21 protein-coding genes are annotated in these 22628 nt (G+C 56.3%); 11 read left to right on the top strand and 10 right to left on the bottom strand.

Annotation, left to right across the window (positions count from 1 at the left end; translation table 11 throughout):
• Position 1: 1 nt before the first annotated feature.
• The 7 genes from ftsQ to mutT all read left to right on the top strand — a co-directional run bounded on the left by ftsQ (position 2) and on the right by mutT (position 8362).
• Positions 2-832 (top strand): cell division protein FtsQ, encoded by an 831-nt coding sequence (ftsQ, locus tag R0140_RS22770; RefSeq protein ID WP_008807429.1) that lies wholly within the window; start codon positions 2-4, stop codon positions 830-832.
• Positions 829-2091: a cell division protein FtsA gene (gene ftsA / locus R0140_RS22765; protein ID WP_004204343.1), complete on the top strand. Its 1263-nt coding sequence runs from the start codon at positions 829-831 to the stop codon at positions 2089-2091. Before ftsQ ends, ftsA begins: the two co-directional genes overlap by 4 nt.
• A gap of 62 nt (positions 2092-2153) precedes the next feature.
• Positions 2154-3305, top strand: coding sequence for a cell division protein FtsZ (gene ftsZ / locus R0140_RS22760; RefSeq protein ID WP_002888628.1), 1152 nt, complete (start codon positions 2154-2156; stop codon positions 3303-3305).
• Positions 3306-3405: 100 nt separating this feature from the next.
• The gene (gene lpxC, locus R0140_RS22755; protein ID WP_002888632.1) at positions 3406-4323 is read left to right on the top strand and encodes a UDP-3-O-acyl-N-acetylglucosamine deacetylase; all 918 of its coding nucleotides are present in this window, start codon (positions 3406-3408) and stop codon (positions 4321-4323) included.
• Positions 4324-4646: 323 nt separating this feature from the next.
• Entirely contained in the window at positions 4647-5144 is a 498-nt protein-coding gene (secM, locus tag R0140_RS22750; protein WP_049245540.1) for a secA translation cis-regulator SecM, read from the top strand.
• A gap of 62 nt (positions 5145-5206) precedes the next feature.
• On the top strand, positions 5207-7912 hold the full coding sequence (gene secA / locus R0140_RS22745) for a preprotein translocase subunit SecA (protein WP_032740426.1): 2706 nt from the start codon (positions 5207-5209) through the stop codon (positions 7910-7912).
• A gap of 57 nt (positions 7913-7969) precedes the next feature.
• Positions 7970-8362 (top strand): 8-oxo-dGTP diphosphatase MutT, encoded by a 393-nt coding sequence (gene mutT, locus R0140_RS22740; RefSeq protein ID WP_012968936.1) that lies wholly within the window; start codon positions 7970-7972, stop codon positions 8360-8362.
• Between the two features lie 52 nt (positions 8363-8414).
• Here the strand turns inward: mutT and yacG are convergent, their stop codons facing one another.
• Genes yacG through coaE form a run of 3 tightly spaced genes read right to left on the bottom strand, consistent with a single transcriptional unit; the run spans position 8415 to position 9982 of the window.
• A complete protein-coding gene (gene yacG, locus R0140_RS22735; protein ID WP_008807425.1) occupies positions 8415-8609 on the bottom strand; it encodes a DNA gyrase inhibitor YacG in 195 nt (64 codons plus the stop codon).
• 9 nt (positions 8610-8618) lie between these two features.
• Complete coding sequence (zapD, locus tag R0140_RS22730) at positions 8619-9362, bottom strand: cell division protein ZapD (RefSeq protein WP_008807424.1); 744 nt, start codon at positions 9360-9362, stop codon at positions 8619-8621.
• Entirely contained in the window at positions 9362-9982 is a 621-nt protein-coding gene (gene coaE / locus R0140_RS22725) for a dephospho-CoA kinase (protein WP_008807423.1), read from the bottom strand. Before coaE ends, zapD begins: the two co-directional genes overlap by 1 nt.
• A 343-nt stretch (positions 9983-10325) precedes the next feature.
• Here coaE and R0140_RS22720 point away from each other — a divergent pair, with 343 nt between their 5' ends.
• The gene (locus tag R0140_RS22720) at positions 10326-11369 is read left to right on the top strand and encodes a GMP reductase (protein ID WP_012542849.1); all 1044 of its coding nucleotides are present in this window, start codon (positions 10326-10328) and stop codon (positions 11367-11369) included.
• Positions 11370-11405: 36 nt separating this feature from the next.
• Here R0140_RS22720 and hofC read toward each other — a convergent pair whose 3' ends face one another.
• The 4 genes from hofC to nadC form a co-directional block, all read right to left on the bottom strand.
• On the bottom strand, positions 11406-12611 hold the full coding sequence (hofC, locus tag R0140_RS22715; protein ID WP_022066124.1) for a protein transport protein HofC: 1206 nt from the start codon (positions 12609-12611) through the stop codon (positions 11406-11408).
• Positions 12601-13986 carry a type II secretion system protein GspE gene (gspE, locus tag R0140_RS22710; RefSeq protein ID WP_016160298.1) on the bottom strand — a complete coding sequence of 462 codons (1386 nt, stop codon included), beginning with the start codon at positions 13984-13986 and terminating at the stop codon, positions 12601-12603. Before gspE ends, hofC begins: the two co-directional genes overlap by 11 nt.
• A 10-nt stretch (positions 13987-13996) precedes the next feature.
• Positions 13997-14428 carry a prepilin peptidase-dependent pilin gene (gene ppdD / locus R0140_RS22705; protein WP_002888683.1) on the bottom strand — a complete coding sequence of 144 codons (432 nt, stop codon included), beginning with the start codon at positions 14426-14428 and terminating at the stop codon, positions 13997-13999.
• Between the two features lie 181 nt (positions 14429-14609).
• Positions 14610-15503, bottom strand: a complete 894-nt coding sequence (nadC, locus tag R0140_RS22700) for a carboxylating nicotinate-nucleotide diphosphorylase (protein WP_002888684.1) — start codon at positions 15501-15503, stop codon at positions 14610-14612.
• Between the two features lie 133 nt (positions 15504-15636).
• On the opposite strand from nadC, the gene ampD reads away from it, so the two are divergent.
• The gene (ampD, locus tag R0140_RS22695) at positions 15637-16200 is read left to right on the top strand and encodes a 1,6-anhydro-N-acetylmuramyl-L-alanine amidase AmpD (RefSeq protein WP_032732514.1); all 564 of its coding nucleotides are present in this window, start codon (positions 15637-15639) and stop codon (positions 16198-16200) included.
• Positions 16197-17051, top strand: coding sequence for a beta-lactamase regulator AmpE (ampE, locus tag R0140_RS22690; protein ID WP_012542846.1), 855 nt, complete (start codon positions 16197-16199; stop codon positions 17049-17051). The genes ampD and ampE overlap by 4 nt, the downstream gene beginning before the upstream one ends.
• A gap of 119 nt (positions 17052-17170) precedes the next feature.
• Here the strand turns inward: ampE and R0140_RS22685 are convergent, their stop codons facing one another.
• The 3 genes from R0140_RS22685 to aroP all read right to left on the bottom strand — a co-directional run bounded on the left by R0140_RS22685 (position 17171) and on the right by aroP (position 21082).
• Complete coding sequence (locus R0140_RS22685; protein ID WP_022066122.1) at positions 17171-18121, bottom strand: glycoside hydrolase family 43 protein; 951 nt, start codon at positions 18119-18121, stop codon at positions 17171-17173.
• Positions 18121-19527: a glycoside-pentoside-hexuronide (GPH):cation symporter gene (locus R0140_RS22680; RefSeq protein ID WP_008807414.1), complete on the bottom strand. Its 1407-nt coding sequence runs from the start codon at positions 19525-19527 to the stop codon at positions 18121-18123. Before R0140_RS22680 ends, R0140_RS22685 begins: the two co-directional genes overlap by 1 nt.
• Positions 19528-19711: 184 nt before the next feature.
• The gene (aroP, locus tag R0140_RS22675; protein WP_008807413.1) at positions 19712-21082 is read right to left on the bottom strand and encodes an aromatic amino acid transporter AroP; all 1371 of its coding nucleotides are present in this window, start codon (positions 21080-21082) and stop codon (positions 19712-19714) included.
• A gap of 644 nt (positions 21083-21726) precedes the next feature.
• Here aroP and pdhR point away from each other — a divergent pair.
• Positions 21727-22506 carry a pyruvate dehydrogenase complex transcriptional repressor PdhR gene (pdhR, locus tag R0140_RS22670; protein ID WP_002888699.1) on the top strand — a complete coding sequence of 260 codons (780 nt, stop codon included), beginning with the start codon at positions 21727-21729 and terminating at the stop codon, positions 22504-22506.
• Positions 22507-22628: the final 122 nt, after the last annotated feature.

Raw genomic sequence — 22628 nt, 5'->3', positions numbered from 1 at the left:
TATGTCGCAGGCTGCGCTGAATACGCGGAACCATGAAGAGGACGTTTCTTCTTCGCGTCGGAGTAATGGAACGCGGCTGGCAGGGATCGTTTTCCTGCTGGCGGTGCTGTTTACCGTGCTGGTCAGCGGGTGGATGGTTCTTGGCTGGATGGAAGATGCGCAGCGCTTGCCGCTGTCGAAGATGGTGGTGACCGGCGAGCGTCACTATACGCGCAATGATGACATCCGCCAGGCGATTCTGGCGTTGGGTTCACCGGGTACTTTCATGACTCAGGATGTGAACATTATTCAGAGTCAAATTGAACGCTTGCCGTGGATTAAGCAGGCGAGCGTCCGTAAGCAGTGGCCCGATGAATTGAAGATTCATCTGGTTGAATATGTGCCGATTGCGCGCTGGAATGATCAACATATGGTGGATGCAGAAGGAAATGCCTTCAGCGTACCGGCGGATCGCACCAGCAAACAGAATTTACCGATGTTATACGGCCCGGAAGGCAGCGAGAACGAAGTGCTGCAAGGGTATCGTGACATGGGGCAGGTGCTGGCAAAGGATAAATTCACGTTGAAAGTGGCGGCGATGACCGCCCGTCGCTCCTGGCAGTTGACGCTTAATAATGACATTAAGCTCAACCTTGGCCGTGGCGATACCATGAAACGGCTTCAGCGCTTTATGGAACTCTACCCGGTTCTCCAGCAGCAGGCGCAGACCGACGGCAAACGGATTAGCTACGTTGATTTGCGTTATGACTCGGGGGCGGCAGTGGGCTGGGTACCTGCTCCCGTAGAGGAAACTAATCAACAACAGAATCAGGCACAGGCAGAACAACAATGATCAAGGCGACGGACAGAAAACTGGTAGTTGGACTGGAGATTGGCACCGCTAAGGTGGCCGCTTTAGTAGGGGAAGTTCTGCCCGACGGCATGATTAATATCATCGGCGTGGGCAGTTGCCCATCACGTGGTATGGATAAAGGCGGTGTGAACGACCTCGAGTCGGTGGTGAAATGCGTACAGCGCGCCATCGACCAGGCCGAACTGATGGCGGATTGCCAGATTTCATCAGTTTATTTGGCACTTTCGGGTAAACATATAAGCTGTCAGAATGAAATCGGGATGGTACCGATTTCGGAAGAAGAAGTGACGCTGGATGACGTTGAGAACGTGGTCCACACCGCGAAGTCGGTTCGCGTCCGCGATGAACATCGCGTCCTGCACGTGATTCCGCAGGAATATGCCATCGACTACCAGGAAGGGATTAAAAATCCGGTAGGGCTGTCTGGTGTGCGTATGCAGGCGAAGGTGCATCTGATTACCTGCCATAACGATATGGCGAAAAACATTGTTAAAGCGGTGGAACGTTGCGGTCTGAAAGTTGACCAACTTATTTTCGCCGGGTTAGCGGCCAGTTATTCGGTATTAACAGAAGACGAACGTGAGCTGGGCGTCTGCGTCGTGGACATCGGCGGTGGTACAATGGATATCGCCGTCTACACCGGCGGCGCATTGCGTCACACCAAAGTGATCCCGTACGCCGGGAACGTGGTGACCAGCGATATCGCCTATGCCTTTGGTACGCCGCCGAGCGATGCCGAAGCGATTAAGGTTCGTCACGGTTGCGCATTAGGTTCCATCGTCGGTAAAGACGAAAACGTCGAAGTCCCGAGCGTAGGCGGACGTCCGCCGCGCAGCCTGCAGCGTCAGACGCTGGCAGAGGTGATTGAACCGCGCTATACCGAGCTGCTTAATCTGGTCAACGAAGAGATCCTACAGCTGCAGGAACAGCTTCGCCAGCAGGGTGTCAAACATCATCTGGCGGCCGGGATTGTGTTAACCGGCGGCGCGGCGCAAATTGAAGGCCTGGCGGCCTGTGCGCAGCGGGTATTCCATACCCAGGTGCGTATTGGCGCGCCGCTGAACATTACTGGTTTAACGGATTACGCCCAGGAGCCGTATTATTCGACGGCGGTTGGGCTGCTGCACTACGGCAAAGAGTCACATTTGAGTGGTGAAGCGGAAGTCGAAAAACGCGTGACGGCGTCAGTGGGCTCGTGGATTAAACGACTCAACAGCTGGCTGCGAAAAGAGTTTTAATTTTTTAAGAGAACGCAGACAATTAGCGTTCTCAGGCGACAGGCACAAGACGGAGAGAAACTATGTTTGAACCTATGGAACTGACCAACGACGCGGTGATTAAAGTCATCGGCGTCGGTGGCGGCGGCGGTAACGCCGTTGAACACATGGTGCGCGAGCGCATTGAGGGTGTTGAATTCTTCGCGGTGAACACCGATGCGCAGGCGCTGCGTAAAACGGCTGTTGGCCAGACTATCCAGATCGGTAGCGGTATTACCAAAGGTCTGGGTGCGGGCGCGAACCCGGAAGTCGGCCGCAATGCGGCGGACGAAGACCGCGAAGCGCTGCGTGCGGCCCTTGATGGCGCAGACATGGTGTTCATCGCGGCAGGTATGGGCGGCGGTACCGGTACCGGTGCGGCGCCAGTGGTTGCGGAAGTGGCGAAGGATCTGGGTATCCTCACCGTTGCGGTGGTCACGAAGCCGTTTAATTTCGAAGGCAAGAAGCGCATGGCGTTTGCTGAGCAGGGGATCACCGAGCTGTCCAAGCACGTTGACTCACTGATCACCATCCCGAACGACAAGCTGCTGAAAGTACTCGGCCGTGGTATTTCTCTGCTCGACGCGTTCGGCGCGGCAAACGATGTACTGAAAGGCGCGGTGCAGGGTATCGCCGAACTGATTACGCGTCCGGGCCTGATGAACGTCGACTTCGCGGACGTCCGTACCGTGATGTCAGAAATGGGCTACGCGATGATGGGCTCCGGCGTGGCGAGTGGTGAAGACCGTGCGGAAGAAGCGGCTGAAATGGCTATCTCTTCTCCGCTGCTGGAAGATATCGACCTGTCCGGCGCGCGCGGCGTACTGGTTAACATTACTGCGGGCTTCGACCTGCGTCTGGATGAGTTCGAAACCGTGGGTAACACCATCCGTGCCTTTGCGTCGGATAACGCGACCGTGGTTATCGGTACTTCTCTGGACCCGGATATGAACGACGAGCTGCGCGTGACCGTGGTGGCGACTGGTATCGGCATGGACAAGCGTCCGGAAATTACCCTGGTGACCAACAAACAGGTTCAGCAGCCGGTGATGGATCGCTACCAGCAGCACGGTATGTCGCCGCTGACGCAAGAGCAGAAGCCGGCAGCAAAAGTGGTGAACGACAATACGCCGCAAACCGCGAAAGAGCCGGATTATCTGGATATCCCAGCCTTCCTGCGTAAGCAAGCCGATTAAGAATCGACTGGAAGTTGGGCATCTGCGCTCTTTGTGCTAAACTGGCCTCCCGATAGTGGTGTACACTTCGGTTGGATAGGTAAATTGGCGAGATTATACGATGATCAAACAAAGGACTCTTAAACGTATCGTTCAGGCGACTGGTGTCGGTTTGCATACCGGCAAGAAAGTCACACTGACGTTACGCCCTGCGCCGGCAAATACCGGGGTCATCTATCGTCGCACCGACTTGAATCCACCGGTAGATTTTCCGGCTGATGCCAAATCTGTGCGTGATACCATGCTCTGTACTTGCCTGGTTAATGAGCATGACGTGCGGATTTCTACGGTTGAACACCTGAACGCCGCATTGGCTGGCCTGGGTATCGACAACATTATTGTTGAAGTCGATGCGCCGGAAATCCCGATTATGGACGGCAGTGCGGCTCCGTTCGTTTATCTGTTGCTGGACGCCGGCATCGATGAACTGAACTGCGCCAAGAAATTTGTTCGTATCAAAGAGACGGTTCGCGTCGAAGATGGCGACAAATGGGCTGAATTCAAACCGTACAATGGTTTTTCGCTGGATTTCACCATCGATTTTAACCATCCGGCGATTGATGCCAGCACCCAGCGCTATACGCTGAACTTCTCGGCCGATGCGTTCATGCGTCAGATTAGCCGTGCGCGTACCTTCGGTTTTATGCGCGATATCGAATATCTGCAGTCCCGCGGCCTGTGCCTGGGCGGCAGCTTCGATTGTGCCATCGTTGTTGACGATTATCGCGTACTGAACGAAGACGGTCTGCGCTTTGAAGACGAATTTGTTCGCCACAAAATGCTGGATGCGATCGGTGACCTGTTTATGTGTGGTCACAACATTATCGGCGCATTCACGGCGTACAAATCGGGTCACGCGTTGAATAACAAACTGCTGCAGGCGGTCCTGGCAAAACAGGAAGCCTGGGAGTATGTGACCTTCGAAGACGACGCAAAACTGCCTATGGCGTTCCGCGCACCGTCGATGGTTCTGGCGTAAGCCTGACCATTCAGTAAATTCGACTGGTAACCTGGTACTCTCTCCGACCAGGGAACCAGTCGTTTTTCTTTTATAACCCCTTCCAGTTATTTTTCGCAGTGATTGTCGGGCAATAATTAGCGCGCGTTCGCTGTTTTATTAAGCGTTTTCCCCGGGCAATCGCCTTCATTCATGCTGCCTCAGCGCGGTAATAATGTTAGTATTTGAGCGCAAAATTATTTCTCCGGGTTGCTTTACCCCGTGGATGTCAGGGTGTCCTGCAAAAAACGCTAATTAAGAGGCGGCCTGAACGACGACGGGTATACCAACGAAAGGTAATGAAAGTGAGTGGATTGCTGACGCGCTGGCGACAGTTTGGCAGACGGTATTTTTGGCCGCATCTCCTGTTGGGGATGGTCGCGGCCAGCTTCGGCCTGCCCGCGCTTAGCAACAGCCACGAAACTGCGACGCCGGCGAAGGCAACGTCCAGCAACCATAATCCGAGCAAAGTTAACTTCTCTCAGCTGGCGCTGCTGGAGAGTAATCGTCGGCCGAACTTTACCGTCGACTACTGGCATCAGCACGCCATTCGCACCGTTATTCGTCATCTCTCCTTCGCGATGGCGCCACAGGCATTGCCGGTGGCGGAAGAAACTTCCCCGCTGCAGGCCCAACATCTGGCGCTGCTTGATACGCTCAGCGCGCTGCTGACCCAGGACAGCACGCCGCCGGTGGTGATCCGCCAGGTGGCTTACATCTCTTCCTCATATTCTGCCTTCCGCGTGAGCGCCTGGATTAGCCAGGTGGCGGGGATCCGCGCAGGACCTCAACGTCTCAGCTGAAAATAACCACGGACCATCCTATTTTTTGTGACTCCGCACCGCGGGGCGTTTGAGATTTTATTATGCTTATTAAAATGTTAACTAAGGTTTTCGGCAGCCGTAACGACCGTACGCTGCGTCGTATGCGCAAAGTTGTCAATATCATCAACGGCATGGAATCGGCGATGGAAAAACTCTCTGATGACGAGCTGAAAGCGAAAACTGCTGAATTCCGCGCGCGCCTGGAAAAAGGCGAAGTGCTGGAAAACCTGATCCCGGAAGCCTTTGCCGTCGTTCGCGAAGCCAGTAAGCGTGTGTTCGGCATGCGCCACTTCGACGTCCAGCTGCTGGGCGGTATGGTGCTTAACGATCGCTGCATCGCCGAGATGCGTACTGGTGAAGGTAAAACGCTGACCGCGACCCTGCCGGCGTACCTCAACGCGCTGACCGGTAAAGGCGTCCACGTGGTGACCGTCAACGACTATCTGGCGCAGCGTGACGCCGAAAACAACCGTCCGCTGTTCGAATTCCTTGGTATGAGCGTGGGCATCAATATGTCCGGTCTGCCGGCGCCGGCGAAGCGTGAAGCCTACGCTGCCGATATTACCTACGGCACCAACAACGAATACGGCTTCGACTATCTGCGCGACAACATGGCCTTCAGCCCGGAAGAGCGCGTTCAACGTAAACTGCACTATGCGCTGGTGGATGAGGTGGACTCCATCCTGATCGACGAAGCGCGTACCCCGCTGATCATTTCCGGTCCGGCGGAAGACAGCTCTGAAATGTACCGTAAGGTAAACAAAATCATCCCGCACCTGATCCGTCAGGAAAAAGAGGATTCGGATACCTTTACCGGTGAAGGCCACTTCTCTGTTGATGAGAAAGCCCGCCAGGTTAACCTGACCGAACGCGGTCTGGTGCTCATCGAAGAGCTGCTGGTGCAGGAAGGCATTATGGAAGAAGGTGAGTCGCTGTACTCCCCGACCAACATCATGCTGATGCACCATGTGACCGCCGCGCTGCGCGCCCATGCGTTGTTCACCCGCGACGTTGACTACATCGTTAAAGATGGCGAAGTTATCATCGTCGATGAGCACACTGGCCGTACGATGCAAGGCCGCCGTTGGTCCGATGGTCTGCACCAGGCGGTGGAAGCCAAAGAAGGCGTGGAGATCCAGAACGAAAACCAGACTCTGGCCTCTATCACCTTCCAGAACTACTTCCGCCTGTACGAGAAACTGGCGGGGATGACCGGTACAGCGGATACCGAAGCCTTCGAATTCAGCTCTATCTATAAGCTGGATACCGTTGTCGTGCCGACCAACCGTCCGATGATCCGTAAGGACATGGCGGATCTGGTCTATATGACCGAAGCGGAAAAAATTCAGGCGATTATCGAAGATATTAAAACCCGCACCGCTGCCGGCCAGCCGGTGCTGGTGGGGACTATCTCGATCGAAAAATCCGAAGTAGTTTCGCGCGAGCTGACCAAAGCCGGCATCAAACACAACGTACTGAACGCCAAGTTCCACGCCAGCGAAGCGGATATCGTCGCCCAGGCGGGTTATCCGGCAGCGGTGACCATTGCCACCAACATGGCGGGTCGTGGTACCGATATTATGCTCGGCGGTAGCTGGCAGGCGGAAGTCGCCGCGCTGGAAAATCCGACGCCGGAACAGATTGAAAAAATCAAAGCGGACTGGCAGGTGCGCCATGATGCGGTTCTGGCCGCAGGCGGTCTACACATTATCGGTACTGAGCGTCATGAATCACGCCGTATCGATAACCAGCTGCGTGGCCGTGCGGGTCGTCAGGGTGATGCCGGTTCGTCTCGCTTCTACCTGTCGATGGAAGATGCCCTGATGCGTATCTTCGCCTCCGATCGTGTGTCCGGCATGATGCGCAAACTGGGGATGAAGCCGGGTGAAGCCATCGAGCACCCGTGGGTAACTAAGGCTATCGCCAACGCTCAGCGTAAAGTGGAAAGCCGTAACTTCGATATTCGTAAGCAGCTGCTGGAATATGATGATGTGGCTAACGACCAGCGCCGCGCGATCTACACTCAGCGTAACGAACTGCTGGACGTGTCTGATGTCAGCGAAACCATCAACAGCATCCGCGAAGACGTCTTTAAAGCGACTATCGATGCGCATATTCCGCCGCAGTCGCTGGAAGAGATGTGGGATATTGAAGGCCTGCAGGAGCGTCTGAAAAACGACTTCGACCTCGATCTGCCGATCAAAGAGTGGCTGGATAAAGAGCCGGAGCTGCATGAAGAGACCCTGCGTGAACGTATTCTGCAGAGCGCGGTAGAAACTTACCAGCGTAAAGAAGAAGTGGTCGGTGCCGAGATGATGCGTCACTTTGAGAAAGGTGTGATGCTGCAGACCCTGGACTCCCTGTGGAAAGAGCACCTGGCAGCGATGGACTATCTGCGTCAGGGTATCCATCTGCGTGGCTATGCGCAGAAAGATCCGAAGCAGGAGTACAAGCGCGAATCGTTCTCTATGTTTGCTGCGATGCTGGAGTCACTGAAGTATGAAGTGATTAGCACCCTGAGCAAAGTCCAGGTGCGTATGCCGGAAGAAGTCGAAGCGATGGAGCAACAGCGTCGTGAAGAAGCCGAGCGCCTGGCGCAGATGCAGCAGCTCAGCCATCAGAGCGATGATGAGGCCGCTGCCGAGGATCTGGCGGCACAAACCGGCGAGCGTAAAGTGGGGCGTAACGATCCCTGTCCGTGCGGTTCCGGTAAAAAATATAAACAGTGCCACGGCCGTCTGAGCTAAGGCCTGATAAAAAAACAAAGGCGCAGAGTTCTGCGCCTTTTTTATGGAGCTGATTCAATGAAAAAACTGCAAATCGCCGTCGGGATAATTCGCAATCCGCAAGGCGAAATCTTTATTACCCAGCGCGCCGCTGATGCCCATATGGCGAATAAGCTGGAGTTCCCGGGCGGGAAGATTGAATCTGATGAGACGCCGGAGCAGGCGCTAATTCGCGAGCTGCAGGAAGAGGTTGGAATTACGGTAAGGTCTGCAACGCTATTCGATAAGCTGGAGTATCAGTTCCCTGACCGCCATATAACGCTGTGGTTTTTCCTTGTGGAAAGTTGGCAAGGCGAGCCATGGGGCAAAGAAGGGCAACCGGGACGGTGGATGGCGGGTCAGACACTGGATCCAGAGGCGTTCCCCCCGGCGAATGAACCGGTTATCAACAAACTTATCGGCCTGGGCTGAGCGTCAGGCTACAACGCTAACCCGATAATTATCGGGTTAGCGTGCCGGTAAATCAGGGCTGCTGCTCGCTCCAGTCATCGCTGTCGGAGAGATCGCCCGCACTGGGGATGCGTTTCTCTTCTGCGGCCCATTCTCCCAGATCGATCAGCTGACAGCGCTTGCTGCAGAATGGACGAAAGGGACTCTGCTCGCCCCACACCACGTTTTTGCCGCAGGTCGGGCAGTTGACGATGGTCTCTTCAGACATGTTATCTCCTTAGCAGCAGGCCAGTTCAAAATCAAAGCGCTCCGGCACGATCCCATACTCACTGTCCAGCGGCAGGAAACGGATAGCGAAACGGCTCTTATGGCCGGAGATCTGCGGATACAGCTGGTGAGCCAGATCGAGACGCAGACGTAGCAGATCGGCATCTTCGCCATTATCCTGGTAAAAGCCGTTGAGGCTGGTCTGTTTGCGAAACAGCGCAGAGTTACGGATCAGGTCGAGGATCAGGTTCAGGGACTGGATCAGCGGATCGAGGCTGGCGAGCCAGCTGGCCACCTGCTCGTCCCGATGCGCCTGTGGCATATGGAGCCAGATATGCAGGGTCGGTAAATCGAAGCTGCAGCAGCCGCCTGGAATACTCAGGCGCTGACGCACCAGCGCAATCAGGCGATCTTCACGCAGAAACTGGCCAATACGCGGCGCGGCCATCAGGGTGCTGGAGGATTGCTTCAGCTGCTGGCGCAGTTCGTTAATGCGCTCCTGATCGACGCCCGGTACTTCAGCCCAGGACTGGAGCTTGCGCTGCTGGCGCTCCAGTTCTTTAACCAGGTCGGTACGCACCTCGCCACGCTCCAGCACATCCAACAGATCGCCGGCGTTACGGAAAAAATGGAGCGCATCGGCATGAGTGGCAATCATCGGATGGAAAGCCATTTGCTGGATCAGAAATTCGATGCGCAGCCAGGTACGCATTTTCTCATTAAGAGGATGTTCAAACAGAACGGGGGTATGCATTACGAGTTTTCCTGTGAGGCGGCCTGCGATGCCAGCATTAAATACTTTTCGTGCAGGCGGGCAACATCCGATGCCACTGCATCCGGCGTGCCAGTGTTTTCAATAACATCGTCCGCGACGGCCAGGCGCTGCTCGCGCGTGGCCTGAGCGGCAAGAATATGTTCAGCATGTTCGCGGCTGACCTTGTCACGCAGCATGGTGCGTTCGATCTGCGTTTCTTTTGGCACATCGACGACCAGTACGCGATCGGCCTGACCGGACAGGCGGTTTTCGACCAGCAAAGGTACGACCCAGAGGAGATAAGGGGAGGTAGCAGCCTGCATCTGGCGGCGCGTTTCCTGCTGGATCAGCGGATGCAACAGCGCGTTAAGCCAGGCTTTATCCTCCACGTGAGCAAAAATTTTTTCCCGCAGCAGGCGGCGGTTCAGCGTGCCGTCGGGGGCAATCATCTGCGACCCAAAGTGGCCGGCGATGGCCTGGAGCGCTGGGGTGCCAGGTTCGACCACCTGGCGGGCGATAACATCGGCATCAACAACGTTAACCCCGAGCTGCGCGAAGGCGTCGGCGACCGTGCTTTTACCGCTGCCGATCCCACCTGTTAACGCGACTGTGTACCCCATATCTTCTGACCCTGAAACGGATTGCTCGTATTTTTTGCATTCAGACAGCGATGACTGGCCGCACGTCGGAGAGGTGATAGTGATCATGTCGTGATAGTCACGTGCCAACCGGGATCGCCGCCCGCTATTCTGTTTCTTTTAATCAAGAAAATCAAATGGTTAAAAATAATACGCTGGCGAGGAAAGGCATAAGCGCTTTTTTCTCCATTCACCAGGTAAATTTATACGATTGTAGCGTAAAAAAAGTGAAAATCGCAGTCTTGCGCAGGCCTGATTCGTGCGTATGATAACGTCACTGGAGTTGTGCTCTCACAATAATGCAATTAACCCCAGGAATTCGCACATGCGTATTGAAGAAGATCTGAAGCTTGGTTTCAAAGACGTTCTTATCCGCCCGAAACGCTCTACTCTCAAAAGCCGTTCTGATGTTGAGCTGGAACGTGAATTCACTTTCAAACATTCAGGCCAGACCTGGTCCGGTGTGCCAATTATTGCGGCCAACATGGATACCGTCGGCACCTTCAGTATGGCGAAAGCGCTGGCCACTTTTGGTATTCTGACTGCGGTACACAAGCACTACACCGTTGAGGAATGGCAGGCGTTTGTACAGGGCGCATCCGCAGATGTCCTCAAGCATGTGATGGTTTCCACCGGCACTTCCGATGCGGATTTCGAAAAGACGCAACAGATCCTCTCTCAGAATCCGCAACTGAAATTTGTGTGCATCGACGTGGCTAACGGCTACTCTGAGCACTTCGTGCAGTTTGTGGCGAAAGCCCGTGAAGCCTGGCCGCAGAAAACCATTATCGCCGGAAATGTGGTCACTGGTGAAATGTGCGAAGAGCTGATCCTCTCCGGCGCCGATATTGTGAAAGTCGGGATTGGCCCGGGTTCCGTCTGCACTACCCGCGTCAAAACTGGCGTCGGCTATCCGCAGCTCTCCGCCGTGATCGAGTGCGCTGATGCGGCGCACGGCCTGGGCGGCCAGATCATCAGCGACGGGGGATGCACCATGCCGGGTGATGTGGCGAAAGCTTTCGGCGGCGGCGCCGATTTCGTGATGCTCGGCGGCATGCTGGCGGGCCATGAAGAGAGCGGCGGAACCATCGTTGAAGAGAACGGGGAAAAATTCATGCTGTTCTATGGCATGAGCTCCGAGTCGGCGATGACGCGCCATGTGGGCGGTGTCGCGAAATACCGCGCGGCGGAAGGTAAAACCGTTAAGCTACCGCTGCGTGGCCCGGTGGATAATACTGCTCGCGATATCCTTGGCGGCCTGCGTTCAGCCTGCACCTATGTTGGCGCGTCGCGTCTGAAAGAGCTGACCAAACGGACGACCTTTATCCGCGTTCAGGAACAAGAGAACCGGATATTCAATAGCCTGTAAGCGGCTTCGCTGGCGCCTGTGCTGCGCCAGCGTATCTCACCCTCCCGCCCCGCCAATGGCATCGCCCAGATGAAAAACGGGCAAATACATCGCCACCACCAGAATGCCGACCAGTGAACCGGTTATCACCAGCATGATGGGTTCGAGATGCGCAGCCAGACTGTCGGCTCGCTGATGCGTTTGCTCTCGATGATGGTGCGCCAGATTTTCCAGCATTTGATCCAGCGCCCCCGCGCTTTCACCCGTACGGATGAGCTGCAGGCACAGCGGAGTAAAACCGCCGCACCGGCTTAACGCCTGCCAAATCGGTTCCCCCTGGGCTATCAGCGTACGGGCTTGCGCCAGGCGCTGGCGCCAGAGTGGGCACGACAGAGTTGCTTCAACACTTTGCAAACCCTGCAGAAAGCTAATACCGGCGCTTTGGGTTAACGCCAGGATGGTAAAGATCAGGCTCAGCTGTTGGCCGCCGATCAGGGGGCCGATGAGAGGGAGCGCGTTCAGCAATCGCTGGCGACGCAGCAACCAGTCGCTACGCCGCCGGACCAGCTGGTTGAGCAGCAGCGGGCTCAGGAAAAGGGCCAGCAGTAGCGGCCAGCCGCGACTTAGCATGTCGCCTGCCGCAACGACCATCCGCGTCAACAGCGGCAGCGGCGTACTGAACGTCTGGTAGATGGCGGTGAACTCGGGCAGGACAAAATAGAGCATCCCCAGCACCACCAGCAGCGCCAGGGCGAGTACGATCAGCGGGTAACGCAGCGCTTTTTTGACCTTGCCGGCGAGCCGCTGCTGCTCCTGCTGTTGGTTGGCCAGCTGCTGGCAGCAAATATCGAGCTTGCCTGTCAGTTCGCCGGTGCTAATCATCGCCAGATAAAGCGGCGGAAAGGCTTGCGGCCACTGCGCCAGCGCGGTAGTGAAAGCTACACCCTGAGCCAGTTCGCGGCCCAGGGACTCAAGCAGCGCTTGCCATTGCGGGTGTGGTTGCTGCTGCGCCAGCAGAGATAAACCGTCCGCCAGCGGCAGGCCGGCCTGCAGCAGGGTGGCGAGCTGACGGATCGTTTCGCTACTGTAGCGTGGGTGCCAGAGATTCAGCTTCACTGCACAGCGGCGCACGGCCAGCGGCATGACGCGCTGCTGCTGAAGGTCGTGCAGCACCTCCAGACGACTGGCTTGCCATAGCATCCCCTGGCAAGGGGCGCCGTGCGCATCGATACCGCGCCAGCGCCAGAGACGCTTAGTCGCCATGGGGGATCCCCAGCACCCGCACCACCTCTTCAAGGCTGGTCAGCCCCTGTTCGATAGCCTGACAACCGCTTTCAAAAAGCGTCATCATCCCCGCGGCTCGCGCCAGAGATTCAATCTCAATGGCATTCAGCCCCTGGACTATTCCCTGGCGTAACCCGGGGGTGACAGGCATGACCTCAAACAGCGCCAGCCTGCCGTGATAACCGTGATAACAGTGTTCGCAGCCAGCCGCCTGCCAGCGCGGCAGCGGGCGTGGCCACAGGCTGTGCGGCAGGTCGGCGGCGCTACCGACATTGCGCCGACAGTGGGGGCACAGCTTGCGGACCAGGCGCTGGGCGATAACCAGCGAGAGCGCTGAAGATATCATCCAGCGGGCGATGCCCATCTGCTGCAGGCGGGTGAGGGTTTCGCTGGTGGAGTTGGTGTGCAGGGTGGAAAGCACCAGATGGCCGGTCTGGGCGGCTTTCAGGGCTATTTCAGCGGTCTCGGCGTCACGAATCTCGCCTACCATGACAATATCCGGATCCTGGCGTAACAGGGCTCGGAGTACGCTGTGAAAGGTGAGCCCGGAACGCGGATTAATTTGCGTCTGATTCATCCCGGCGATGGGGATCTCCAGAGGATCCTCGACGCTACAGATGTTCACTTGCTCCCGGTTTCTGGCCTGCAGGGCGCTGTAGAGGGTCACCGTTTTACCGCTTCCGGTCGGGCCGGTGACCAGCAGTAGACCCTGCGGCTGATTAAGCGCCTGGCGAAAAGCCGCCAGCTGGGAAGAGGAGAGTCCGAGGGCCTCCAGATCCAGGGCCTGGTCAACCTGATGCAGAAGACGCAGGACAATTTTTTCGCCATAGCGGCAGGGTAGAGTGGCGATGCGAAAGGAGAGCGGTCGTCCGCCGAGGTTCAGCGCGAACTGACCATCCTGTGGTAAACGATGCTCGGCGATATCGAGACTGGCCATGACCTTGAGTCGCGCGATAATCGGTGCCGCCAGCTCGGGGGCCAGCAACGGCAGGGCATGGAGGACGCCATCGACCCGCAGGCGGATGCGTAAATGCGTTTCCGTGGGTTCGATATGAATATCGGACGCCCGCTGACGCAGAGCCTGTTCGAGGATCTGGTTGACCCGTTCGGCGATATTTTCCGGCCCCGCGTTTTGCGCCAGTTGCGCCTGCTTTTCCTGGGCCTGCAGACGCTTGTCCATCTGTTCCTGGCTCCAGCATTCAATATCGATTCGCTTTTGTGTCGCGAAGCGCAGCGCCTCCATCAGCTCCGCCGGTGGGGTATCGACCACCGCAATGGATATCGTCTGCTCGTCGCTATGCAGCAACATGGCGTGATAGCGGCGACAGAGAGGGATCAGCTGTTCTGTTTTCATGTGTTTGCCCTTACTTCACCCGGAAGACGTCTTCGCAGGCCTGCTGAAGGGCGCTGTTGCCGGTGATAGTGCAGACGCGCTGCCAGCCAGTGACGCCCTCGGCGTTATCCCAGGTCGGCGTCAGAGTGACGCCCAGTCCGTTCAGGCTTTCCTGGCCGGTGAGGGTGACGACCCCTTTGGCCACGCTCATAGCGGAGAGGTAGCGTGTGGTTGTCGGCGAGGGAATGCCGTTGCTGCCGCCGTCGCATGGCGTCAGGCCGCCATGATCGAGCGCGCAAAGTTCGATGGCCGTCCGATAGGGGACAAAGGTCTGCAGCAGGTCGGTGAGGGCGGCTTTACGCAGGTAGTTCTGGTAGGCCGGGATGCCAATTGCGCTGAGAATAGCGATGATCCCAATGACCACCATCAGTTCAATCAGGGTGAAACCACGTTGTTTATCCATAAGTCGCTCCTTGTTGTGACAGGAGCACTGTGACGGGATTCGGGATGTCAGGCGAGAAGGCGAAAACGATCCGGGAAACCAGATTCCAGGGTTTTTACTTTGCTTACATGGTGGGCATGAACGGCTGCGAGTCGGCTCGCAAATTCAGGCCCTCACGCCCGGCAGCGTGAAGGCCAATTGCTTAGCGAAAACGCATCGACAGGTCGAGCGCCTGCACATGTTTGGTCAGGGCGCCGACGGAGATATAGTCGACGCCGGTGTCGGCAAATTCGCGGATGGTGTCGAAGGTGACGTTACCGGAGACCTCCAGCGCCGCCTGGCCTGCGGTGATTTTCACCGCCTCGCGCATCAGGTCGGTGGTGAAGTTATCGAGCATAATGATGTCCGCCCCGGCTTTTAACGCCTGCTCCAGCTCATCCAGGGTTTCCACTTCCACTTCCACCGGCACATCAGGATGTAGCCAGAACGCCTTTTCCACCGCCTGACGGATCGAACCGGAGGCGATGATATGGTTTTCTTTAATCAGGAAAGCGTCGAACAGGCCCAGGCGGTGGTTGGCGCCGCCGCCGCAGAGTACCGCGTATTTCAGCGCGGTACGCAGCCCTGGCAGCGTTTTACGGGTATCCAGAAGTTGGGTTTTGGTGCCAGCCAGCAGGTCGACGTAGCGACGGACGACGCTGGCGACGCCGGAGAGAGTTTGCACAAAGTTCAGCGCCGTGCGTTCGCCGGTGAGCAGAATACGCGACGGGCCTTCCAGCTCGAACAGCGGCTGGTCGGCTTTGACCGCATCGCCGTCGGCCACGTGCCAGGTGATATTCACGTCGTCACCGGCGAGCTGAATAAAGACCTCTTCCACCCAGCGTTTGCCACAGAAGACGCCATCTTCGCGGGTAATGACCACCGCATGGGAGCGTGCATCCTGCGGCAATAATTGCGCGCTAATATCGTTGTTGGCGTCGACTTCGCCGCCCAAATCTTCCCGCAGGGAGTGTGCGACAGCATCGGTAATATCGAGGTTAATACGTTCCAGCAGCACGTCACGGCGGCGGTCGGGGTTGTAACGACGAGGCGACATGATAAAGCTCCAGATAGATAAGATTCAGAAGTGGGAAACATGCTAACCTGAACGACGTTTCAGTACCATACACACTTCATCCTTTGGGCCGGCGTGTGGCCCGGAAGCATGAGTTCGCGAAAGGAGATCCCGCATGCAGTTGAACGAGGGATGGCTGGTCGGCGCGCGTCGGGTTCCCTCGCCGCACCATGACTGCCGTCCGGATGAAGAAGCCCCTTCCTTACTGGTGGTGCATAACATTAGCCTGCCACCGGGTGAATTTGGTGGTCCGTGGATTGATGCGCTGTTCACTGGCACCCTGGATCCCCATGCGCATCCTTTCTTTTCCGAGATTGCTCATCTGCGCGTTTCGGCACATTGTCTGATTCGCCGTGATGGCGAAATCGTGCAGTATGTGCCTTTCGATAAGCGTGCGTGGCATGCGGGGGTCTCCTGCTATCAGGGGCGAGAACGCTGCAATGACTTTTCCATTGGCATTGAGCTGGAAGGCACGGATACCCTGGCGTATACCGATGCGCAGTACCAGCAGCTGGCGGCGGTGACGGAACTGCTGATCACGATTTACCCGGCTATCGCCGAAAACATCGCGGGCCACAGCGATATCGCGCCCGTGCGGAAAACCGATCCAGGACCGGCCTTTGACTGGATAAAATTCCGGGCGCTACTCAGTGCGCCGTCAGATAAGGAGACATCATGACGCTGTTTACGACGCTGCTGGTGCTTATCGCCGAACGGCTGTTTAAGCTGGGCGAACACTGGCAGCTTGATCATCGGCTGGAGGTGGTGTTCCGCCGGATAAAACATTTTTCGCTGCTGGGCACGCTGCTGATGACGGTGGTGGCTGTCGCGGTGGTGTATCTCATTCAGCGCCTGCTGCAGGGGCAGCTATTTAACGTACCTCTGCTGGTGTTCTGGATCTTGCTGGGCCTGTTGTGCATCGGGGCAGGCAAGGTTCGGCTGCATTATCATGCCTATCTGAAAGCGGCGTCGCGCAATGACAGTCGCGCCTGCGATGCCATGGCCAGCGAGCTGACGCTGATCCACGGCGTACCGCCGGGCTGCGATGAGCGTGAATACCTTAGCGAACTGCAAAATGCGCTGCTGTGGATTAACTATCGATATTACCTGGCGCCGCTTTTCTGGTTTGTGGTGGGGGGCGCGTGGGGGCCGCTGACGCTTATCGCTTACAGCGTCCTGCGCGCCTGGCAGACGTGGCTGGCGCGCTACCAGACGCCGCATCACCGTTTGCAGTCTGGGATCGATGGTCTCTTGCATATCGTGGACTGGCTGCCGGTGCGTCTGGTGGGGGTTGTCTATGCTCTGGTGGGGCATGGAGAGAAAGCGCTCCCGGCGTGGTTTGCATCGTTAGGCGACCGCCATTCATCGCAGTATCAGGTATTGACCCGCCTGGCGCAGTATTCCCTGGCTCGTGAACCGCACGTGGATAAAGTGGCGACCCCGAAGGCCGCGGTGTCGATGGCCAAGAAAACCTCGCTGGTGGTGGTGGTGATCATGGCGCTGCTGACGATTTACGGCACCCTGGTTTAACGGCCTGAGCCCGCGTTCAGCCTGCCACGATGCATGCACCTGCGGGACTCTTGCTGCCGGGTGGCGGCTTCGCCTGACCCGGCCTGCAGAACCGCGTCAGCGGGCTTCATTCCGAACCGCTACAGCGTATCCGCCGGCGGGATGCCGAAGTCGGGCATCCCGTCCTCCCTCCAGCTGACGAGTTTTAACCGCGTATGGCGATTGGGGTCATACAGTGGATCGCCTTCTATCTCGGTGTAATTCCGCGCGTGATACACCAGCACATCTTCCCCTTCCGGCGTTTGGGTAAAACTATTATGGCCCGGGCCATACTGGCGGTTTTCATAGCTGGTACGAAAGACCGGCTGCGGGGCTTTATGCCAGTTCGTCGGCTGCAGCGGATCGGCCTGCAGATCGATCCAGAGTAACCCCATGCAGTAGTTTTCATCGGTGGCGCTGGCGGAATAGCTGATGAACAGCTTATCGCCATGCACCAGCACCGCAGGACCTTCGTTGACCTTAAATCCCCGGCACTCCCAGTCGAACTCCGGCTTGCTCAGCATGACCGGCTCGCCTTTTAGCGTCCACGGGTTGGCCATTTCAGCAAGATATAAGTTTGAGTTGCCTTCGATATGCGGGGATTTTTGCGCCCACAGATACCAGCGTTTGCCCTGATGGATAAAAGTAGTGGCATCGAGGGCGAAGGTATCGAAAGGCGTGACCACCTGGCCTTTTTCCTGCCAGCGACCGGTCAGCGGATCGTTGTCGGCGCACTCGAGAACGAACATGCGATGCTGGAACATCCCCAGCGCATCCAGATCGTGAGTATGGGTGGCGGCAAAATAGATATACCACTTACCGTCTATTTCATGCAGCTCCGGCGCCCAAATCAGCTGGCTCATCGGCCCGCTTTGCGGCGCGCGCCAGACCACTACCGGCTCAGCATCGCGCAATCCTTCAAGGGTGGCCGCGCGCCGGATCTCCAGCCGGTCATATTCCGGTACCGAGGCAATAAAGTAGTAGTGATTAAGGTGGCGCAGAATAAAGGGGTCTGCGCGCTGTTCAATAAAGGGGTTTGGCCAGTTGTTCATCAGGCTTTCCTTACGTGTTCACTGGTTTTCAGTTCCTGGTATTCGTTCAGCTCGCTGTAGTTGCTGCGGCGCTTCTCTAAATCGCTTTGAATCTGGCGCATCAGGGTGCGGTCAACCTTCAGCAGGCGCACCACGCCGGCGGTGATCAGATAGCCGACGCCGGGGATGACCGAGAATAGGAGCACGATGCCGTTGAGGGCGGAGGCGCTTTGCGCTTTCGCGCCGGCGTCGTAGCCGTACCATGACAGCAGGAAACCTACCATTGCTCCGGCGACCGCCAGGCCGACCTTGAGGAAGAACAGATTGCCGGAGAAGCTAATGCCGGTGATGCGCTTACCGGTTTTCCACTCGCCATAGTCGTCAACGTCGGACATCAGCGACCAGTGCAGCGGAGAGGGGATCTGATGCAGGATGTTGAGCAGGAAGTAGAGCACCATAATCAGCGTGGTGGCGTGCGGATTAAAGAAATAGAAGGCGCAGGAGAAAATCGCCAGCACGATGTTGGTCCAGAAGAAAACCTGCAGTTTGCACCAGCGGTCGGTGAGGACTTTCGCCAGCATGCTGCCAATCATCATCCCGACCACGCCGAGGCTGATAAACAGGGTGGCAAAATGGGTGCTTTGTCCCATCACCCAGGTGACGTAATACATGGTGGCGGCCATGCGAATAAAGCCCGGGCAGACGTTGCACAGCGTGAGCAGCAGGATGCGCACCCACTGGTCATTTTTCCACACGTCTTTGAGGTCTTTTTTCAGTTCATCATTCGTCTGCACCGCCGGGTGTATGCGTTCACGCACGGTAGCGAAGCAGAACAGGAACATACACATGCCGATAAAGGCCAGCACGGTCATCGCCATCTGGTAGCCCTTCGCTTTATCGGCGCCGCCGAACCAGTCGGCCATTGGCAGCAGCGTCAATGACAGCAGCAGCGTGGCGATACCCACCATCACAAAACGATAGGACTGGCAGGCAACGCGTTCTTTCGGATCAGCAGTCATCACCGTTCCCAGCGAGCAGTAGGGGATGTTAATCGCGGTATAGGTCACCGACAGCAGAAAGTAGGTCACGAACGCATAGATAACTTTGCTGTTATAGGTCCACTCAGGAGTAGTGAACATCAGCACGCTGAACAGGGCGTAGGGGAAGGCAATCCACAGTAGCCATGGACGAAAGCGGCCATATTTACTTCGGGTACGGTCGGCAAGGGCGCCCATAATCGGATCGGTCACCGCATCGATGACGCGCACCGACAACAGCAGTACGCCGACCAGCGCCGGCGCCAGGCCGAAGATATCGGTATAAAAATAGTTAACAAACAGCATGATGGCGCCAAATATGATATTGCATCCGGCATCACCCATCCCGTAACCAATCTTTTCCTTTATTGATAGTCTATTGTCTGCCATGTGCGGTCTCTCCGTTGCAGTATGGAGAGAATTATTGGCTGCTATCGAGGGAAATACGTTGCAGGAACTCGTTAACGATATGGATATATCAGCTATGGAGGGGAAAGTGTGAAGCAGATAACAATGCTCTGCGCCCGTTATTCAGGGAGGGGCGCAGAGCAAAGAGAAATATTTATGAGATGTATTATTGTGCTTTTATGGTGGCGGCGGCTTTCTGTTTAAACAGATAGCCCACGCCCAGCACCGCAATCCATACCGGGATCAGCCAAACGGAAATCGCCATCCCCGGGGTCATCAGCATAATCACCAGCACTGCCGCCATAAACAGCAGGCACACCCAGTTACCCAGCGGGTAGAAGAGGGCAGGGAAGCGAGTGGTGACCCCCTGCTGCTGTTTGGCGCGACGGAATTTCATATGCGCCAGGCTGATCATCGCCCAGTTGATAACCAGGGCCGAGACCACCAGCGCCATCAACAGGCCGAAGGCGGATTCCGGCGCCAGGTAGTTGATCAGTACGCACAGCGCGGTCACCAGGGCCGAGACGAGGATGGTATTCACCGGCACGCCGCGTTTGTCGACGCTGAGTAGCGCTTTTGGCGCGTTACCCTGCTGGGCAAGGCCGAACAGCATACGGCTGTTGCAGTAGACGCAGCTGTTATAAACCGACAGAGCCGCCGTCAGCACCACGACGTTAAGGGCATTTGCCACCAGCGTATCGCCAAGCTCATGGAAAATCAGGACGAATGGGCTGGTGTCCGCGGTCACGCGGGTCCACGGCAGCAGGGAGAGCAGCACCGCCAGCGAGCCAACATAGAAGATCAGGATACGGTAGATAACCTGGTTGGTGGCTTTCGGAATGCTTTGCTCCGGATTATCCGCTTCCGCCGCGGTGATCCCCACCAGCTCCAGACCGCCGAAGGAGAACATGATGATCGCCATCATCATTACCAGTCCGGTAAAGCCGTGCGGCAGGAAGCCACCCTGATCCCACAGGTTACGTACCGTCGCCTGCGGGCCGCCGTTGCCGCTGAACAGCAGCCAGCCGCCGAACAGAATCATCGCCACCACGGCGACCACTTTGATAATCGCGAACCAGAACTCCATTTCCCCGAACACTTTCACGTTGGTCAGGTTAATGGCGTTGATAGCGATGAAGAAGACCGCCGCCGAGGCCCAGGTCGGGATTTCCGGCCACCAGAACTGGATATATTTGCCGACGGCGGTGAGTTCCGCCATGGCCACCAGGACATACAACACCCAGTAGTTCCAGCCGGAAGCGAAGCCGGCAAAGCCGCCCCAGTATTTATATGCGAAGTGGCTGAACGAACCTGCTACCGGCTCTTCCACCACCATCTCACCCAACTGACGCATGATCAGAAAGGCGATAAAGCCGGCAATCGCGTAACCAAGAATGATACCCGGGCCGGCGGACTGAATGACGGACGCGCTTCCCAGAAACAGGCCGGTGCCGATAGCCCCGCCCAGCGCGATAAGCTGAATGTGGCGGTTTTTCAGGCCGCGCTTCAGCCGATCGCCGTGCTGTTGACCTTCCATATGAAACCTCGTGTGTGGTTATTTTTTGTGTACGTCATCCGTCAGGTTGCTGCTTCTCTGCTGTCCCTGCCAGAAAGCATAGCCAGCGAAAATTTGGGCGAAGTGGCCCACTTTTTACCTGAGTGATGGCGCGCACATATTGTTGTGTTTGTGTATTTAGCGACTTCCGTTTCTGTATTGTTTTGTTTACGGAAGGCGGTGTGGTAATTCAAAAAAAGGCCTTTCGTCTGAGGGAGAATAGTGTTAAGCGCGACCGAATGCACCTGCTTTATGAAGGGATGATGACGATGTGTCTAAAAAGACATCAATAGACACATTCAGTATTATTCCATCGCATTACCCATGAGTGGTTATTTATTCTATTAATTTGATTTTTTATTCATCTATGGCGCAGTTGAATCGGTTCAGATAGCGTAATTTTTCGTTTCCATAAAGTTAACGCTACCCCTTTGTGAGTAAACGTAACATTTGTGCAAGGTTACATTTCTGAAATGTTATTTCTGTAAGGTTGTTAAAATGTCCGCGGTTTACTGATTTCAATCAAAACCTGTATGGACAGAAGGTGAATACTTTGTTACTTTAGCGCTACGAACTTTAAATTGGTAAGACCAATTGACTCCGGGCTAATGGCAGAGACAGGGAATATGGCCTACAGCAAAATCCGCCAACCAAAATTATCCGATGTGATAGAGCAGCAGCTGGAGTTTCTGATCCTTGAGGGGACCTTGCGCCCCGGTGAAAAACTTCCGCCCGAACGCGAACTGGCTAAGCAGTTCGACGTTTCCCGCCCCTCGCTGCGTGAGGCGATTCAACGCCTCGAAGCCAAGGGCTTGTTGCTTCGTCGTCAGGGAGGTGGAACGTTTGTTCAGAGCCGCCTGTGGCAGAGCTTCAGCGATCCGCTGGTCGAGCTGCTGTCCGATCACCCTGAATCCCAATTCGATCTGCTTGAGACCCGTCACGCGCTGGAAGGCATCGCGGCTTATTACGCGGCGCTGCGCAGCAATGATGAAGATCGCGATCGTATCCGCGAGCTGCATCAGGCCATTGAACGGGCGCAGCAGTCGGGCGATCTGGACGCTGAGTCCGGCGCCGTCGTCCAGTATCAAATCGCCGTCACCGAGGCGGCACACAATGTGGTTTTGCTCCATCTGCTAAGGTGTATGGAGCCGATGCTGGCACAAAACGTTCGTCAGAACTTTGAATTGCTGTATGCCCGCCGGGAAATGCTCCCGTTGGTCAGCAACCATCGTACTCGCATTTTCGAGGCGATAATGGCCGGGGAGCCGGAGCAGGCGCGTGAGGCGTCGCACCGTCACCTGGCGTTCATTGAGGAAATTTTGCTGGACCGTAGCCGTGAGCAGAGTCGTAGAGAGCGCTCACTGCGTCGTTTACAGCAACGAAAGGACGAGAACTCCGGTTCTTAAGCGCCATTTTTAGAGCGCGGCAACTAAACGCAGAACCTGTCTTATTGAATTTTTGGTTGTTCAAAGGTGAAGAACGAAGAGTTCAATGGGACAGGTTCCAGATTAATCAACGATTAGATAGA

It is taken from the genome of Klebsiella sp. w6, assembly GCF_033100215.1.
GTDB classification, from domain to species: domain Bacteria; phylum Pseudomonadota; class Gammaproteobacteria; order Enterobacterales; family Enterobacteriaceae; genus Klebsiella; species Klebsiella variicola.
This window is presented reverse-complemented; position numbering and strand designations above follow the sequence as displayed.

Excerpts from the sequence above, each read along its gene's own strand:
- ftsQ (WP_008807429.1), top strand. The coding sequence starts at position 2 with ATGTCGCAGGCTGCGCTGAATACGCGGAACCATGAAGAGGACGTTTCT.
- ftsA (WP_004204343.1), top strand. The coding sequence starts at position 829 with ATGATCAAGGCGACGGACAGAAAACTGGTAGTTGGACTGGAGATTGGC.
- ftsZ (WP_002888628.1), top strand. The coding sequence starts at position 2,154 with ATGTTTGAACCTATGGAACTGACCAACGACGCGGTGATTAAAGTCATC.
- lpxC (WP_002888632.1), top strand. The coding sequence starts at position 3,406 with ATGATCAAACAAAGGACTCTTAAACGTATCGTTCAGGCGACTGGTGTC.
- secA (WP_032740426.1), top strand. The coding sequence starts at position 5,207 with ATGCTTATTAAAATGTTAACTAAGGTTTTCGGCAGCCGTAACGACCGT.
- mutT (WP_012968936.1), top strand. The coding sequence starts at position 7,970 with ATGAAAAAACTGCAAATCGCCGTCGGGATAATTCGCAATCCGCAAGGC.
- yacG (WP_008807425.1), bottom strand. The coding sequence starts at position 8,609 with ATGTCTGAAGAGACCATCGTCAACTGCCCGACCTGCGGCAAAAACGTG.
- zapD (WP_008807424.1), bottom strand. The coding sequence starts at position 9,362 with ATGCATACCCCCGTTCTGTTTGAACATCCTCTTAATGAGAAAATGCGT.
- coaE (WP_008807423.1), bottom strand. The coding sequence starts at position 9,982 with ATGGGGTACACAGTCGCGTTAACAGGTGGGATCGGCAGCGGTAAAAGC.
- R0140_RS22720 (WP_012542849.1), top strand. The coding sequence starts at position 10,326 with ATGCGTATTGAAGAAGATCTGAAGCTTGGTTTCAAAGACGTTCTTATC.
- hofC (WP_022066124.1), bottom strand. The coding sequence starts at position 12,611 with ATGGCGACTAAGCGTCTCTGGCGCTGGCGCGGTATCGATGCGCACGGC.
- gspE (WP_016160298.1), bottom strand. The coding sequence starts at position 13,986 with ATGAAAACAGAACAGCTGATCCCTCTCTGTCGCCGCTATCACGCCATG.
- ppdD (WP_002888683.1), bottom strand. The coding sequence starts at position 14,428 with ATGGATAAACAACGTGGTTTCACCCTGATTGAACTGATGGTGGTCATT.
- nadC (WP_002888684.1), bottom strand. The coding sequence starts at position 15,503 with ATGTCGCCTCGTCGTTACAACCCCGACCGCCGCCGTGACGTGCTGCTG.
- ampD (WP_032732514.1), top strand. The coding sequence starts at position 15,637 with ATGCAGTTGAACGAGGGATGGCTGGTCGGCGCGCGTCGGGTTCCCTCG.
- ampE (WP_012542846.1), top strand. The coding sequence starts at position 16,197 with ATGACGCTGTTTACGACGCTGCTGGTGCTTATCGCCGAACGGCTGTTT.
- R0140_RS22685 (WP_022066122.1), bottom strand. The coding sequence starts at position 18,121 with ATGAACAACTGGCCAAACCCCTTTATTGAACAGCGCGCAGACCCCTTT.
- R0140_RS22680 (WP_008807414.1), bottom strand. The coding sequence starts at position 19,527 with ATGGCAGACAATAGACTATCAATAAAGGAAAAGATTGGTTACGGGATG.
- aroP (WP_008807413.1), bottom strand. The coding sequence starts at position 21,082 with ATGGAAGGTCAACAGCACGGCGATCGGCTGAAGCGCGGCCTGAAAAAC.
- pdhR (WP_002888699.1), top strand. The coding sequence starts at position 21,727 with ATGGCCTACAGCAAAATCCGCCAACCAAAATTATCCGATGTGATAGAG.